Origin of the sequence: Bacillus siamensis KCTC 13613 (genome assembly GCF_000262045.1) — a bacterium.
GTDB classification, from domain to species: domain Bacteria; phylum Bacillota; class Bacilli; order Bacillales; family Bacillaceae; genus Bacillus; species Bacillus siamensis.
In genome coordinates, this window is the sequence record NZ_AJVF01000039.1 from 96,091 (window position 1) to 111,382 (window position 15,292).

The window sequence follows — 15,292 nt, forward strand, 5'->3', positions numbered from 1 at the left end:
AATCATTCAGTCTCTTCTTATTGTTGTCCGTCATTTGTATAACCATTGTTTTTGTCATAATGAATATGTTGATTGGATACCCGGATGTGAGCAACGGAACATTGATTATGATTGTATATATCGTTGTGACCCTCATAATCAGGCTATATAGCAAGAAGAAAGCCGACCGAACATAGAAATAGAGGAATTTGCACCGTAAAAGCAGAAGACAGTCAGATGAAGGAGGGAGCCGATGAAGAAAAAGCTTGCCGCGGTGACCGTCACCATTCTCCTGGTTTCGGTGATAACCAACTCTTTTTTAAACGGCGGAAAGCCGGACTGGATTGATGTATGCTGTACGCTGCTGGCGTGTCTATTAGGAATTCTGTTCGTCCTTCGCTTAGAAAAAAGAGAAAACACGTAAAGAGCCGGATGCTGCAAACGCCGGCTCTTTTTGCGCGTGATTTGCCGAATTGTGGATAAAACTCAGCCCGAAGCACTACTAACATGTGTATAAATAGGTTATATTGAGAAGAGAACAATTGCCGCGCGCAAAAGAAAACCGGAGGATGTAACAATGAAAACCGCTTATTATTCTTGTGAAGAACATATCGAAACCGTGCTGGACATGTACATAGATGATCATGAGCTTCCGCCCGAAATCAGAAAAATCGAACATACTAACAGTTTATCCACAGCCTGTGAATTATGTGGGGACACTGCAACATATCTAGTAGGGAACGAATGATCCTACACAAAATACAGAAAAGATATCCACAATTGTGGACAATATATATGAATAACTTGTTTCTAAAGTGGGGATGACCTGTGAATATCAATATTGTGACCATCGGAAAGCTAAAAGAAAAATACCTCAAGCAAGGCATTGAAGAATACAAAAAACGACTCTCAGCCTACGCAAAAATCGACATCATCGAACTTCCGGACGAAAAAGCTCCGGAAAACTTGAGCGACCAAGACATGAAAATCGTCAAAGACAAAGAAGGCGAACGCATCCTGGCCAAAATCAGCCCGGACACCCACGTCATCGCCCTCGCCATCGAAGGAAAAATGAAAACATCCGAAGAACTGGCCGATACAATAGATAAGCTGGCGACTTATGGAAAAAGCAAAATCACCTTCGTCATCGGCGGCTCACTCGGCCTAAGCGACGCCGTCATGAAACGGGCAGACGACAAGCTGTCATTCTCAAAAATGACATTTCCTCATCAGCTCATGCGGCTGATTTTAGTGGAGCAGATTTACCGGGCTTTTCGAATTAACCGTGGGGAGCCTTATCATAAGTGAGTGAGGTTTTTAATATAATGATTCAATATTTTTTTGCTGATACAAATGAAGAAATAAAAAAATGTATATATAGATAAAAATATGTCAAGAAGAGCTATACCACAAATAGCGGTAAAATAAAGGTGGAAATTGTTATTGAAAGAGAGAGGCTAGAAAAATTGCGAGGTTTATCAAACAAATTGATAGGTCTTTTTCTTTATTTTAATCAGTAATCTTGGTGTTAAATTAATCCGAAAACCAAACCTTAATTTTTAAAAAGAAAGTGAAAATATATAAGAACTTTAAAAGGTCAAGGTTATAACTTCGTTCTCATTAGTAATCTAGGACAAAGATTATGATAAAATAGGAATAAAGTTGGGATTTTAAAAGTGTTCAGGGGGATTTAATTAATGAGTATCAAAGCAGATATAGATTTTCAAAAGGATTTATTTGATGCGGCAACTAGGATGAGAGGAAGTATCACTCCATCAGACTATAAACATTATGTATTACCATTGATATTTCTACGTTATGTATCATTACGTTTTGATAAGCGAAGAGCACAAGTTGAGGTAATGGCTAATGACCCAAAGAGTATTTGGTATTCAGAAGACCAAGAAGTAAGAGAAAGTATTCTAAATGATCCAGACCAATACAAATCAGAAAATGTATTTATGGTTCCAGAAGAAGCAAGATGGTCTTATCTAGTAGAAAAGGCTAATGACAGTAATATTAAAGGTATTTTAGATAATGCTATGAAATTAATTGAGCAAGAAAACCCTGAATTGGAAGGGATCTTGCCACGTATTTTTCAAGGTTCTAACTTACCCGCAGAAAATGTGGCGGGGCTTATTGAAATATTCTCAAGGGATGTATTCAGTGCACGTCATGAAGATAGTGTCGATGTACTGGGCCGTACATATGAATATTTCATTGGGAATTTTGCATCTAGCGAAGGAAACAGAGGAGGGGAGTTCTTCACACCTTCCTCAATTGTAAAACTTCTTGTTGCTATGATGGAACCTATTGAAGGAACAGTGTTTGACCCGGCTTGTGGTTCTGGAGGAATGTTTATTCAATCAGAAGCATATTCAGACATGGGAAATGCCCTTTCATTTTATGGTCAAGAAAATGTAGAAACAACTTTACGATTAGGAAAAATGAATGTTTTACTTCATGGCATGAATGCAGAGATTAGACTCGGAGATTCTTTATTAAATGATCAGTATCCAGACCTAAAGGCGGATTATGTTATTGCTAATCCACCTTTTAACGTCGATACATGGGGAGCAGAAAAAATTTCAAAGGATGACCCTCGTTTAATTGGACCAGTTACCAACGCGAATGCAAACTATATGTGGATGCAACACTTCCTTTACCATTTAAGAGATGGTGGTACAGCAGGTTATGTAATGGCAAATGGTGCAATGACAACAAGTGTTACAGGTGAAAAAGAAGTACGTCAGAAATTAGTTGATGACCAATATATCGATTGTATAGTTCAACTACCTGAAAAACTATTTTTCACAACAGGAATACCATGTTGCTTGTTTTTCTTAAGTAAGAATAGGGACGGGGCTAATGGATATAGGAAACGTTTAAATGAAATTCTTTTTATTGATGCTAGAAAAATGGGCTCATTGGTTAGCAGAAAGCAAAAAGCGCTATCACAAGAAGAAATTGAAAAAATTGCGTCCGCTTACCACCAATATCGTAACTTAGATGATGATTTTATAGAGGAAACAGGATTCGCCAAAGTAGCCAATATTGAAGTTGTAAAAGAAAAAAATTATAAATTAACTCCGGGTATCTATGTTGGTACTGTTCAAGAAGAGGAAGATAATGTTCCATTCGAAGAGAAAATGGAGGGATTGAAAAATTCCCTTCGCGAACAATTTGCTGAAAGTAATCAACTCCAAGAAAAAATCTTAAACGATTTGGAGGATTTAGTTTGATTTTTCAAAAAGTTAAATTAGGTGACGTATTAACTTTTAAGAACGGTAAAGCGATTAATGATGAAAAAAGAGATAAAGACGGAAAATATTTGATATATGGTTCAAATGGAATTATTGGAAAAACCAACGAGGTCTTAGTTGAAGGGGAAAATATTATAATAGGCAGGGTTGGAGCATACTGTGGATCTCTTAGGTATATAAATCAACCGTCTTGGATAACGGATAACGCTATTTATGGGATTTCTAGTGAAGAGGTTGACGACAGATACATGTATTTGCTTTTAACTACCTTAGATTTAAGGAATTATGCTGGGGGAAGTGCGCAGCCATTACTAAATCAAACTGTTTTAAAGAATATTTCAGTCAATATTCCCCAGAAAGCAATTCAAACCAAAATTGCAGATATATTATTTAACTTATTGGATTATATAAAACTTAATAATAGTATTAACGAGACTTTAGAGACATTAGCATTAACATTTTACAAAAAATGGTTTATGGATTTTGGTCCGTTCCAAGACGATGAATTTGTTGAATCTGAATTAGGTTTAATTCCTAATGGGTGGGAAGTAAAGGAATTAAAGGATATCTCAAACATCTTAATGGGACAATCGCCAAAATCGGAATTTTATAACCAAATGGGCGAAGGGTTGCCATTTCATCAAGGTGTTACGAATTTCGGTAATAGATTTCCAACAAATCTAACGTATTCTTCAAAACTTTTAAGAGTCGCTGAGGAAGGAGACTTTCTTATTAGTGTAAGAGCACCTGTAGGGAGAATAAACATTGCTCATACAAAAATGGTTATAGGCAGAGGGTTAAGTGCAATCTCCTCAAAAACAAATACACCTTCATATTTATTATATACACTAAAAGTAATATTTAATGAAGAGGATAGGTATGGTTCTGGAACTATATTTAATTCAATAAATAAAGGGGAGTTAGAAAGCCTAAAGGTTATTGTTCCAGACCAAAAAATAATGAACGAATTTGAAGCTAAAGTATCCAAAATTGATCAGTTGATTAAAATAAACCATGAACAAACGATAATTGTAACTAACACAATGGACTACCTTCTCCCGCGTTTAATATCGGGGGAGATAGATATTTCAGAAGCAGCAGAAAAAGTAAGGGAGGTTATATCAAATGAGCAACCGGAGCCGTCTGTATGAATCTGACTTTGAGGAAACAACGATTGAGAGGCTAAAAAATTTAGGTTATGAATATATTCCTGCCTATGGGTGGGGGACACGTTCATCATTATCTGATGTTGTTATGGAAAAAAGGTTGGAAAAGTATCTTTATGATACTTATCCTACCTTTCCAAAAGAACATATGCCTGCATTAATATCTCAGATTACTAATGTAGACGGAGTTACAGTTGAACAGCGAAATGAAAGATTTCATGAAGTGTTAACAAAAGGAATAGATTTTAAAATAGAGCAAGAAAGTGATGAAAACCAATTTTACCATATCTCCCCTATCAATTGGGAAAAGCCTTTAGAAAATGATTTTGTGGCAATGAATCAATTGGCTATCGAAGGGAGAATGTCACGACGACCAGATATCATTGTTTATATTAATGGATTACCGCTTATACTTTTTGAATTAAAAAGCCCTTATATAGAGAATACCACAGTTCAAGATGCCTACACACAAGTGAAAAATTACACCTACGATATAGCCCAACTATTTAATTATAATGCGTTTTCTGTTATTTCAGACGGTACAACAACTTTGCATGGAATGCCATTTGCACCAATCGAGTTTTTTGCCGCTTGGAAATCTATTGACGGCGTTAGGATAGACAATAATATCGCAAATACAATGAAAACCCTTATAGAAGGTTTATTCCAAAAAGACCGTCTACTAAACTATATTCGTAACTTTATCGTCTTTATGGACAACGGCAAAACAAAAGCAAAAATTGGAGCCAAGTATCATCAGTTTTTTGGTGTGAACTTTGCTATCCAAGAATCTATTCGAGCAACAAGACCAAATGGAGATAGAAAAATTGGAGTTGTTTGGCACACTCAGGGATCAGGTAAATCAATATCTATGTTATTCTTTGCCGGTATCTTAATACGCCATAGTGAAATGAAAAATCCAACTGTTGTGATTCAAGTGGATCGAGCCGATTTAGACAATCAATTACATGACACATTTGTTGAGGGAAGAACCCTCGTAGGTCATGTTAAACAGGCTGATTCTGCCAGTGATTTAAGACAACTCTTAAAAAATGAATCTGGCCAAATAATATTTACCACTATTGAAAAATTCCGTTTGAAAGAGGCGGAAGGTGTTCATCCAGTTCTTTCTGAACGAGAGAATATTATCGTGATAGCAGATGAAGCGCATAGAACACAATATAATGATGCTGGATATGCAGGCCATATAAAAACGGCTCTACCCAATGCCAGCCATATCGGTTTTACAGGTACTCCGGTTGATTTTGCAGGAAGAAGTACGAATGAAGTATTCGGTCATACGATTCATACCTATGATATGCTTCAGGCAGTTGAGGACAATGCAACAGTTCCAATCTATTATGAATCACGTCTAATTAGATTAGGGGTGACTAACGAAGAATTAGATAATCAAATTGATGAGTTAGGGACTAGTGAAGGTAATGATGAATTTGAGAAACACCGTAGAGCATGGGCTGCTCTCGCGAAGTTGGCTGGAACTAAGGAACGTGTCGAGGAACTAGCCAAAACAATTGTTGATCATTTCGTTGAAAAACAATCAGTAACACCTGAAGCAAAAGGCATGATTGTATGTATGAGTCGTGAAAACTGTGTTGCTCTTTATAATGAAATGCGTAATCTACCTAATTGTCCACTAGTTGAAATTATTATGACTGGTGATGTATCAAAGGACCCAGAAGAATGGCGTCAAAAACAAGAGGGTAGTGATTACTCCCATATAAAATCTAAAGAGGAGCAAGAGGCTGTTAAAGCACAGTTACGTGATTCAGAGGACCCGCTCAAACTTGTTATTGTTCGGGATATGTGGCTAACTGGCTTTGATGCAAAACCTTTAACTTATCTGTACGTTGATAAGCCTATGAAAGGGCATAGTCTTATGCAAGCAATTGCACGTGTAAACCGTGTATTCCCCGGTAAGCAAGGTGGAACAATTGTAGATTTTATTGGAATTGCAACCCAACTAAGAGAAGCAACCAAAAAGTATACTGATAGTGGGGGTAAAGGAGATCTAACCTTTGACATTGAACAAGCAGAAGGTTTGTTTTGGGGCCTTTTACAAGAAGTAAGGGAACTTATCCCTCAAAAACTTTATTCAAACAACCTGTCCTTAAATGAGTGGCGAGCACTACCAAAAGTTGAACGGGAAGATTTTATTGCTGAGGTGGTTAATCACTTTTTAGGTGGTGAAGAAAAGGTATTTTTAGAAGCGCAAGTCAAACTTGCTAAATCCCATAAACTTGTTTCTCACCTTTCCTCTGTAACTGCAGTTTCAGGAGAAGTATTATTATATGACATTGTAAAGACACAACTTCGCAAAATATCTCAACCAATTGGTGGAGATGGCCAGAACGATAACAATTATGAAAAGAAATTAGGACAAATTGTAAATGAAAGTGTAAGTTCTTATGGTGCCTTGGATCTGTTTGAAATTGCAGGAATTGAAAAGCCTAACATATCAGTACTAGACGAGGCCTTTTTAACAGGGTTAGTCGAAAACCCCCATATTGATTTACGAATGAAATTGTTGAGGCAACTTTTGGAGGATGAAATTAAGGTTAAATTTAAAAAGAAGAACCCAAAAGGTAAACAGATGAGTGAAATGTTAAAGAAAACGATCGAAGAATATCACAACAGAGTAATATCAGCAGCAGATGTTATTCGTTTTATGGTTGAGATGAGAAATAACCTAGACGAAGAGACAAAGCGAAGAATGGATTTAGGGCTAACTGAAGAGGAAGTAGCGTTTTATGAAATAATCGCAAATATGGAAAACGCTACATTCGATAATCAGTTTATGGCAGGTTTAGTTCATCAAGTTGTGAAAAACATGAAAAAAGAATTTCAAGTTGATTGGACCAACCCACACCGCCAAGATATCTTATCAAAAGTTAATCTCGCAGTAAAAGCTACATTAATAAAAAATAAAATAAAGCCTGAACAATTGAAGTTTTTGACCAACGCCTTTGTAGAGGAAGCGAAAGAACAGTTTAAAGACTGGCCAATTGATGCTTAAGTAGCGATATAAAGTTAGAATGCACGGGAACAGTCATGAATTTAATTTTTCAATATATCTTTATAAATAATTTAGAGTAGATTTTTATTCTACTCTTTTTTTGTGAAAAGGAAATATACGCGTGTATAAATACATATTAAATACTAAAACTAATTTTCTGATTCTTGATGACAATCAAAGAAAAAAGAGTGAAGACTAACTCTAATTCTTTTATGGATATGAGATAATACTATTGCGAAAAATTGCAAGAATATACATAGTTAATGGTTTTAACTCTTTTTAGTAATGACTGTATGACCAAATTCTAACAATATAAACCTATTCCTTATTTGGAAATGCTTTTGTATAGTTTTTAGTATGAATATATTTAACCAAATAGTATAGAGAATAGAGTGAAGAAGTAGAAGTAAAGTTTAGAGATAAACATATGGCTATAATCGAAAAGAGAATATGATAGAAAGTTCAAGGTATTCTGGTGGACAAAAAGTACTCCACCAATACGAGTAGTTTTAAAAGTGAGTTTGTATTTTCTAGACAGATTTTAAGCATACTTCAAGAAATACCACCCCCTAACATGACTACGATTAGATAAGTTGTATGGTTTAAGGTTCTATTACCATTAAAAGTATATATATAACTTAGAAGAAGTAGCACCGTCTCTAACGTCGCACAATACCCGAATGGATAAACAAAATAATGTATCGTAGGATCCTACTAAAAAAATGCGTTCTCACCTTCAAAACGAAGCGGCTTTATCAGACTCATCCTTCTTTTTCATGTTTATAAATAACATCAAAGAAATTCCTCTTCGGGTTGGTTTGGCATCGGTTAATTCAATTTTTTAAATTTGTGTTCGTTCAAAATAACGTCCTCCAATAATTATATTTGTATTATTTTACGATTTATAAATTTAATTGTGGAAAAAAATTCTATGAGTAAATGACCAGACTTGACAGCAATTTGCAGAGTTAAATGAGATATTGAAAAAACCCTAAGAAAAGAGCCCAGAGGTGTCACCTCTGAGCCTCACATCCCTCACTCCATATACCGATACTCCCGCAAACTCTCCAAAATCGCAACTTCCTGCAACAATTCCTCACCAACATTCGTTTCCTTCACTTTCTTCCGCTCAAGCTCCTTGTCCACTAATCGTTTCACCGTTAAGACATCGGTGCCGGTGCTTAGGACCTCTGCCTTTGAGTTAAAGTGTTTATGAGCAACGAGCTGCATGCCGTAGGAGTTGTATAGCAGCGTGTAGCCGGCGATGCTTGTTGTGGATTGGCACGCTTTGGAGAAGCCGCCGTCGATGACGATGATTTTTACGTTCCCAATGTTTCCCCAACCCCAAAAAGAAGCCATCATTCAAGAATCCCTCTTTGAATCACAGCTTCTTTTTTGCTATATCAGTATAAATCCCTTTGCGCAACGGAAACCTAGTGGAAAAGGTTTCTGAAAGGAGGGGGCGTATGATGAAGAAAAGTAAAAAAAACCAAAATAAAACATCCTTGGTTTGGAAGATGGCGATTGCCTCTGCGGTTTCTTGGGAAGCGGCAAAACTGGCGGGTTCTAAACACCCGTATTTGGCTCCTCTATCCGTTATCTTATGTTTGCAATCAACCATAGATCAGTCGGTTCGATTTTCTTTTCATCGGATTGCGGGAACGGTCATCGGAATCATGTTAACCTCTTATCTTGTCAGTTACTTACAAATGAATGGCTGGATGCTGGGGCTGTTACTATTAGGCGGGACTTACATTGCAAAGTGGTTGCGAATAGATGAAACGGTTCTGCATCAGGTAGCCCTCACCATTTTATTGGTATTTACGTTTGAACGACACTCTAAAGATTATGCAATGGATCGGATCATCGATACGGTGATCGGCGTCGTCATCGCGATTCTGGTTCATATGTTTCTTTTTCCGCCGGACTATACAAAAAGGGCAGCGGACTCATTTCAAACATTGGCTCATCAGCTTTCTGACACACTTTTAGACCTTTCCCAATGGGTGCAATCAGAGTGGGGACAAGGAAAAGGGACGCTCATGGAAGATAAAGTGAATAACCTTCTGCAGGAGCTGCATACGGCAAAAGAGATGCTGCAAACAGCCTCTGAGAGCTTGAAATTCAACCCCATCAGAAAAAAACATAAAATCATTCTTGCAAGATATCAAACAGAGATGCAAAAGATGAATGCTGGATATGAGTATATATCCAATGTCGTGAAAACGTTAAAAGAATGGGAAAGGGAAGGAGCTTTATCTTCAAGTGACAAAAGGGAGCTGGGCAATGATTTACAAGTGTTAAGTGAATTTTTTGCGGGTTTTAAAGGAATACAGCTCGGTGAAACAGACAATTGGAAACAGAAGGAACAGAATGTGCTATTGGAATCTCTCCGTTCCGGCATGCAGTCGCACCCGCCGCCCGGTCATAAGGTCTATAAAGACTCTTTTTTTTTAGAAACGAAGAAATTGCTGAAGAGTTTGTAATGTTCTCTGGAAAAAAAGAATATGGATATACAGATGATCAGGTAAAAACGGGGGAAATCAAATGGATGATATACACCGGATTTTGGATGTCATCGCGGCTTCTGCGAAAGCTAAGGTACTGGCTACCATCATTAAAACAGAGGGGTCCGCTTATAAGAAGGAAGGGGCCTCCATGTTAATTTTAGGGGACAAAACAAGAGTCGGAATGTTATCCGCCGGTTGTCTGGAGGAAGATCTTGCTGAAAGGTCAGAGCAGGTCTGGGCTGCGGGAGAGCCGTTGATTGTCCGCTTTGATATGAGTGCGGAGGACGATTTATCCTGGGGGCAGGGTGTTGGCTGTAATGGTGCTTTGACGGTGTTGCTTGAGCCTGTAAAAGGGGAATTGGAACGAAATCTGATGACAGTCAAGACATGCTTAGATGAAAAAAAGTCTGTGACCCGAGTGAAACGATTCACTGAAACGTTAGAGCCGAAGGAAGATCTGTATATAGCTGAAGACGGCAGAGTGTTTGGAAGCGGGGATATGGAACAAGGCTGTATTCAAAAACTGAGACAGACAGAAAAGGGAATCAAAAGGGATGAACATACATCTGATTTATTTTTTATCCATCAGATGGTTCCAAAACCTTGTCTATACGTCTTCGGAGCAGGAGAAGATGCAAGGCCGCTCGTTTCGTTGGCGGCTCGTGCGGGCTTTCATGTGACGGTGATTGACTGGCGTCCCGCTTTATGTCATCACGGCCATTTTCCTGAAGCCGGCCATTTGATAACGGGAGCGCCGGAAGAAGTCATAGAAGGCCTGAGCATGACCCAAAGGGATTTTGTTGTTATTATGACGCACAGCTTTCAAAAAGATCAGATCATTTTACATACATTAAAAAATAAGAATGTGTTTTATAAAGGTGTATTAGGCCCCAGAAGGCGCACCGAGCGGCTATTAGGCGGAGCTGAGATTCCAGAGGATATTCATTCCCCTATCGGCCTTCCCATCGGGGCACAAGGGCCTGAGGAGATTGCTGTAAGCATTGTCGGCGAGATGATTAAAGAAATGCGAAAACAAAGGGCTCGCTTATGAAAACAGCAGGTATTTACCTGGCAGCCGGTACAAGCAGACGCATGGGGACGGATAAGCGCAGCTTATTTCTCAATGGAGTCTCCCTCGGAAGTATGGCGCTTAAACATGCCCTGTTATCTGAATTAGATCATATTTTTGTTATAACGAGAAAGGGAGATTCACTGCATTGGCTTTCGGATTATTTCTTTTTAAATCCCATGTCAAATAAGTGGAGTCAGGCAGAATGTGAGCAAGCGGGTAAGGGCCAAGGCCATTCTATACAATGCGGTTTGAAAAAAGCGGCAGCGTACGAGGCTGACGCCGTTATCATTCTCCTTGCAGATCAGCCGTTTGTCACCGCAGATATCATCAATACGTTGATTGATTCTTATCAAAAGGAGCGCCGCTATTCATTTATCGCCGCTGAAAATCAGCATCTTCCTATGCCCCCCATTTTATTCTCAAATCAATGTTTTCCAGTATTGCATCAGTTAAAGGGAGATCAGGGCGCCCGGCACGTGATCCGTGAAAGTATGGTCAAGACGGGAAAAATGATCAGCTTTCAAGACCCTTTGCTTTTTTATGACGTAGACACGGCTGAAGATTATACTTTCCTGCTGAATAAATTCGGGGAGTGAATGAGTTGGAGTATATCGGGAAAAGTGTCATTCGGAAAGAGGCCCTTGAAAAAGTGACGGGTAAGGCGAAATATACGGATGATTTACATGCAACAGGCACATTACACGCAAAAATGCTGATCAGCCCATATGCTCATGCCGATATTGTGTCTATTGATTTTTCAGAAGCCTGGAAGATTCCCGGAGTGAAAGCGATATTGGGCGATGAACCTCTTCCGCTTGCAGGTGAAGAAATTAAAGACAGGCCGCCGATTGCTTATAAAAGGGTCAGATACCACGGTGAGCCGGTTGCTGTAGTTGTGGCGGAAAATCCAATCATAGCCAAAAAGGCCGCGGATGCCATTAAAGTGTCCTATAAACCTCTTCCCGTCGTCAATTCCCCCCGTGAGGCTTTTCAAAAAGATGCTCCCCTCGTCCATGAACATGTTGACCGCTATGAGAAGAAGGCAGGTGTATTCCCGGTTCCGAAGACAAATATCGCGAACCTGGATAAAATCAGAAAAGGAAATATTGAAGACGGGTTTAAGGAAAGTGATGTGACAGCAGAATTCCAAATTTCCTTTAACCCTTCTGATCACGCAGCTATGGAGACAAGGTGCTCGATTGTTGAAATTCGGGCTGATGAGGAGATTATCATGACTACATCCTCTCAAGCTCCTTTTGCCATTAAAAAATTAATGGAGTGGTACTTTGGAATTGAACCCGGAAAGGTTATCGTCAAAACCCCTTTAGTAGGAGGGGCGTACGGGGGAAAAGCAGCCGTTCAGTTAGAGGTCATTGCCTATTTGGCATCAAAAGCAGTCGGAGGCCGGCCCGTCAAATTATTTAATACGAGAGAAGAGGATATGATCACATCTCCTGGTCATATAGGATTGGATGCCATTGTTAAATTAGGGGCCACAAAGGATGGAATTTTAAAGGCGGCAGACATTCAGCTTTTATTTGATGGCGGAGCATACTCTGATAAAGGAGTGGACATCAGCCGGGCTGCGGTGGTTGATTGTACGGGTCCGTACGCTATCGATCATATATCGTGTGATTCATATTGTATGTATACGAATCATCCATATCCAAGCGCATTTAGGGGCTACAGCCATGCTGAAGTGTTATTTGCCTTTGAGCGGACGATGGATGTATTGGCGGAAAAGCTGAACATGGACCCGTTAGAACTCCGCTATAAAAATGCCATTCGTCCCGGTGATACTACACCTACTCAAGTTCGTCTCAATTCAAGCACGGTCGGAAATGTGCCGAAATGCATTGAGAGATTGAAGGAATTAATGAATTGGTCCGAGGGACAGAGAATTGAAATCGACGGCCGGAAGATACGGGCAAAGGGGATCAGCTGTATTTGGAAAACCTCAACATTTGATACAAATGCAACGTCCGGGGTGATTTTAACCTTTAATCCCGATGGAAGCATTAATTTGATGTCAGGGGTAGTGGAAATTGGAACAGGGACTAAAACAGTGTTAGCCCAAATCTTGGCGGAACGAATGAAAATGGATATAAGCAAAATTCACGTAAAAATGCTTGTAGACACCCAAACAACGCCCGAGCATTGGAAAACCGTGGGGAGCAGAGGGACGTTAATGGCCGGAAGAGCCGTACTGAATGCAGCGGAAGAAGCCATTCGAAAGCTTAAGGAAGTGGCATCATGCGTGTTGCGGGTTCCTGTCGAGGAATTGGAAGTGGCAGACGGAAAAGTTTATTTTATAGATTATCCTGCTGTACATGTTGACATAAAAGACATTGCTTACGGATATACGTTTCCAAATGGAAATACCATCGGCGGCCAAATCATTGCGAGCGGCAATTACACATTAACCCGGATGACGAATTTAGACAGGGAAACGGGAAGAGGAAAGCCGGGACCCGAATGGGCTGTAGGTGCTCAGGGAATTGAAGTTGAGTTGGATAAGCGGGATTATACGTATCAGATCACAAAAGCCTATTCTGTTGTAGATATAGGAACTGTACTGAATGAAAAAGCTGCAAGGGGTCAAGTGATGGGAGGGATGAGTATGGGAATCGCATTTGGAGGAAGAGAAACCTTTGTATTTGATCCGTATGGCAGAGTATTAAATCCTCAACTCAGAACATACAGACCCCTTCACTATGGAGAGCAGCCTGAATATATCATTGAATTTGTTGAAACCCCGCATGTGATTGCGCCTTATGGAGCGCGCGGCGGCGGGGAACACGGACTGTTGGGGATGCCTGCAGCATTAGGAAATTGCCTTTCCGCCGCTTTAGGAGTCCAATTGAATCAACTTCCTCTCATTCCCGAACAATTATGGAGGACGCAAATGGGGTGGAAAGATGATACCGTTTGATTTCGACTATTTTAAGCCGAAGACCATACAAGAAACAACCCGTCTGTTTCACTCGCTTGCGGCTGAAAAGAAAACACCAATGTATTTTTCCGGCGGCACGGAAATTATCACGTTAGGAAGGCTGAATATCGTCTATACGGATGCAGTGATAGATATGAACGCACTTCCGGGATTTCACGCCATCCGTTTTTATGAACATGATCTGGTGATCGGAGCGGGCGTGTCATTAACGAAACTGGAGGAAGAAAATCCATTTCCGCTATTAAGTAAAACAGTAAGTGAAATTGCGGATCGGACATCTCGAAATAAAATCAGCCTGGGCGGAAACATTTGCGGGGGCATCTATTACCGTGAGGCCGTGCTGCCGCTGCTGATTTCTGATAGTTTGCTAGGGATTGCAGGGAGAGCGGGGATTCATTACCGTCCCATAAATAAAGTATTTAACAAGGAAATACAGTTGCGAAAAGGAGATTTTTTATTTCATATCGTTGTCGATCGAGCGTATGTTGACTTGCCGTTTGTCAGTATCAAAAGAAGACAGCAGTGGAATGTCGGCTATCCATTGGTGACAGTCTGTGCGCTGAAAAAAGATGATGAGATCAGAATGGCCTTCAGCGGCGTATGTCCATTTCCTTTTCGTTCTGCTGAAATGGAGGCTGTGCTTAACGATAAAAGCGGCACAGCAGAAGATAGAGTGCGCAGGTCTTTACAGTATGTACCTAAACCCGTACTTGATGATGCAGAAGGCTCAAGTGAATATCGGATATTTGTCTTGCAGCATACAATCTTAGATGCCTTACAAGAATTAGAAGGAGGTTCCCATGTCTGATCCTATTACGTTGAAAGTAAATGGCGAAGAAAGACAGATTACGGTCAGACCGGCCGATACTTTGTTATTTGCTCTCCGTCTTCGTCTCGGATTAACTGGTTCAAAGCCGGGCTGCTTAAATGGTGATTGCGGCGCCTGTACGGTATTAACGGACGGGATACCGATGAAATCTTGCTTAATGCTTGCGGCAGAAGGGGAAGGAAAGGACATTACGACAATTGAAGGACTTATCAATACGCCGATTCAAAAGGCTTTTATTGAAAAATTTGCGTTTCAATGCGGATATTGCACACCTGGTTTTCTCATGAATTGTCATGCTTTAGTGAATACTGAGCCGAATGCAAGTGATGAAACGATTAAAAATTGGCTGGAGTCCAATATTTGCAGATGTACGGGTTATAAGGAGATTGAAGAAGCGGTTAAATCGGTTTTACATACAGGGAAAGGGGATCATTAGCCGTTGTTACGGGGAATCATAAAAAAGAGCCCAGAGAATCATCCCTGAAC

The 15,292-nt window shown here is 39.8% G+C and carries 12 protein-coding genes and 1 pseudogene; 12 read left to right on the plus strand and 1 reads right to left on the minus strand.

Annotated features, from left to right (window positions below; all coding sequences use genetic code 11):
* Positions 1-232: 232 nt before the first annotated feature.
* The 6 genes from Y79_RS1000000121490 to Y79_RS0109160 all read left to right on the plus strand — a co-directional run bounded on the left by Y79_RS1000000121490 (position 233) and on the right by Y79_RS0109160 (position 7,442).
* On the plus strand, positions 233-403 hold the full coding sequence (locus Y79_RS1000000121490; protein ID WP_004393146.1) for a hypothetical protein: 171 nt from the start codon (positions 233-235) through the stop codon (positions 401-403).
* A gap of 153 nt (positions 404-556) precedes the next feature.
* The gene (locus tag Y79_RS1000000120805; protein WP_004393147.1) at positions 557-727 is read left to right on the plus strand and encodes a CxxH/CxxC protein; all 171 of its coding nucleotides are present in this window, start codon (positions 557-559) and stop codon (positions 725-727) included.
* 80 nt (positions 728-807) lie between these two features.
* Positions 808-1,287, plus strand: a complete 480-nt coding sequence (rlmH, locus tag Y79_RS0109145; RefSeq protein WP_013354196.1) for a 23S rRNA (pseudouridine(1915)-N(3))-methyltransferase RlmH — start codon at positions 808-810, stop codon at positions 1,285-1,287.
* Positions 1,288-1,676: 389 nt separating this feature from the next.
* Positions 1,677-3,221 (plus strand): type I restriction-modification system subunit M, encoded by a 1,545-nt coding sequence (locus Y79_RS0109150; protein WP_016937389.1) that lies wholly within the window; start codon positions 1,677-1,679, stop codon positions 3,219-3,221.
* On the plus strand, positions 3,218-4,393 hold the full coding sequence (locus Y79_RS1000000120460; RefSeq protein WP_016937390.1) for a restriction endonuclease subunit S: 1,176 nt from the start codon (positions 3,218-3,220) through the stop codon (positions 4,391-4,393). The genes Y79_RS0109150 and Y79_RS1000000120460 overlap by 4 nt, the downstream gene beginning before the upstream one ends.
* Positions 4,368-7,442, plus strand: a complete 3,075-nt coding sequence (locus Y79_RS0109160; protein ID WP_016937391.1) for a type I restriction endonuclease subunit R — start codon at positions 4,368-4,370, stop codon at positions 7,440-7,442. Before Y79_RS1000000120460 ends, Y79_RS0109160 begins: the two co-directional genes overlap by 26 nt.
* Before the next feature lie 1,035 nt (positions 7,443-8,477).
* Here Y79_RS0109160 and Y79_RS0109165 read toward each other — a convergent pair.
* A pseudogene (locus Y79_RS0109165) lies at positions 8,478-8,768 on the minus strand (fructose-bisphosphatase class III); the annotation flags it as partial.
* A gap of 143 nt (positions 8,769-8,911) precedes the next feature.
* Here Y79_RS0109165 and Y79_RS0109170 point away from each other — a divergent pair.
* The 6 genes from Y79_RS0109170 to Y79_RS0109195 all read left to right on the plus strand — a co-directional run bounded on the left by Y79_RS0109170 (position 8,912) and on the right by Y79_RS0109195 (position 15,242).
* Positions 8,912-9,928, plus strand: coding sequence for an FUSC family protein (locus Y79_RS0109170; RefSeq protein WP_029575283.1), 1,017 nt, complete (start codon positions 8,912-8,914; stop codon positions 9,926-9,928).
* A gap of 61 nt (positions 9,929-9,989) precedes the next feature.
* Entirely contained in the window at positions 9,990-11,003 is a 1,014-nt protein-coding gene (locus tag Y79_RS0109175) for an XdhC family protein (RefSeq protein WP_016937394.1), read from the plus strand.
* Complete coding sequence (locus Y79_RS0109180; protein ID WP_016937395.1) at positions 11,000-11,620, plus strand: NTP transferase domain-containing protein; 621 nt, start codon at positions 11,000-11,002, stop codon at positions 11,618-11,620. The genes Y79_RS0109175 and Y79_RS0109180 overlap by 4 nt, the downstream gene beginning before the upstream one ends.
* Positions 11,621-11,625: 5 nt before the next feature.
* Positions 11,626-13,956 carry a xanthine dehydrogenase family protein molybdopterin-binding subunit gene (locus Y79_RS0109185; RefSeq protein WP_016937396.1) on the plus strand — a complete coding sequence of 777 codons (2,331 nt, stop codon included), beginning with the start codon at positions 11,626-11,628 and terminating at the stop codon, positions 13,954-13,956.
* Positions 13,943-14,785, plus strand: coding sequence for an FAD binding domain-containing protein (locus Y79_RS0109190; RefSeq protein ID WP_016937397.1), 843 nt, complete (start codon positions 13,943-13,945; stop codon positions 14,783-14,785). Before Y79_RS0109185 ends, Y79_RS0109190 begins: the two co-directional genes overlap by 14 nt.
* Positions 14,778-15,242, plus strand: coding sequence for a (2Fe-2S)-binding protein (locus Y79_RS0109195; protein ID WP_016937398.1), 465 nt, complete (start codon positions 14,778-14,780; stop codon positions 15,240-15,242). Before Y79_RS0109190 ends, Y79_RS0109195 begins: the two co-directional genes overlap by 8 nt.
* The last annotated feature ends 50 nt before the right edge of the window (positions 15,243-15,292 follow it).

Bases quoted from the DNA above. Each gene is read 5' to 3' on its own strand.
- Y79_RS0109160 (WP_016937391.1), top strand. From the start codon at position 4,368: ATGAGCAACCGGAGCCGTCTGTATGAATCTGACTTTGAGGAAACAACG.
- Y79_RS0109150 (WP_016937389.1), top strand. From the start codon at position 1,677: ATGAGTATCAAAGCAGATATAGATTTTCAAAAGGATTTATTTGATGCG.
- Y79_RS1000000120805 (WP_004393147.1), top strand. From the start codon at position 557: ATGAAAACCGCTTATTATTCTTGTGAAGAACATATCGAAACCGTGCTG.
- Y79_RS0109170 (WP_029575283.1), top strand. From the start codon at position 8,912: ATGAAGAAAAGTAAAAAAAACCAAAATAAAACATCCTTGGTTTGGAAG.
- Y79_RS0109180 (WP_016937395.1), top strand. From the start codon at position 11,000: ATGAAAACAGCAGGTATTTACCTGGCAGCCGGTACAAGCAGACGCATG.
- Y79_RS1000000121490 (WP_004393146.1), top strand. From the start codon at position 233: ATGAAGAAAAAGCTTGCCGCGGTGACCGTCACCATTCTCCTGGTTTCG.
- Y79_RS0109175 (WP_016937394.1), top strand. From the start codon at position 9,990: ATGGATGATATACACCGGATTTTGGATGTCATCGCGGCTTCTGCGAAA.
- Y79_RS0109190 (WP_016937397.1), top strand. From the start codon at position 13,943: ATGATACCGTTTGATTTCGACTATTTTAAGCCGAAGACCATACAAGAA.
- Y79_RS0109195 (WP_016937398.1), top strand. From the start codon at position 14,778: ATGTCTGATCCTATTACGTTGAAAGTAAATGGCGAAGAAAGACAGATT.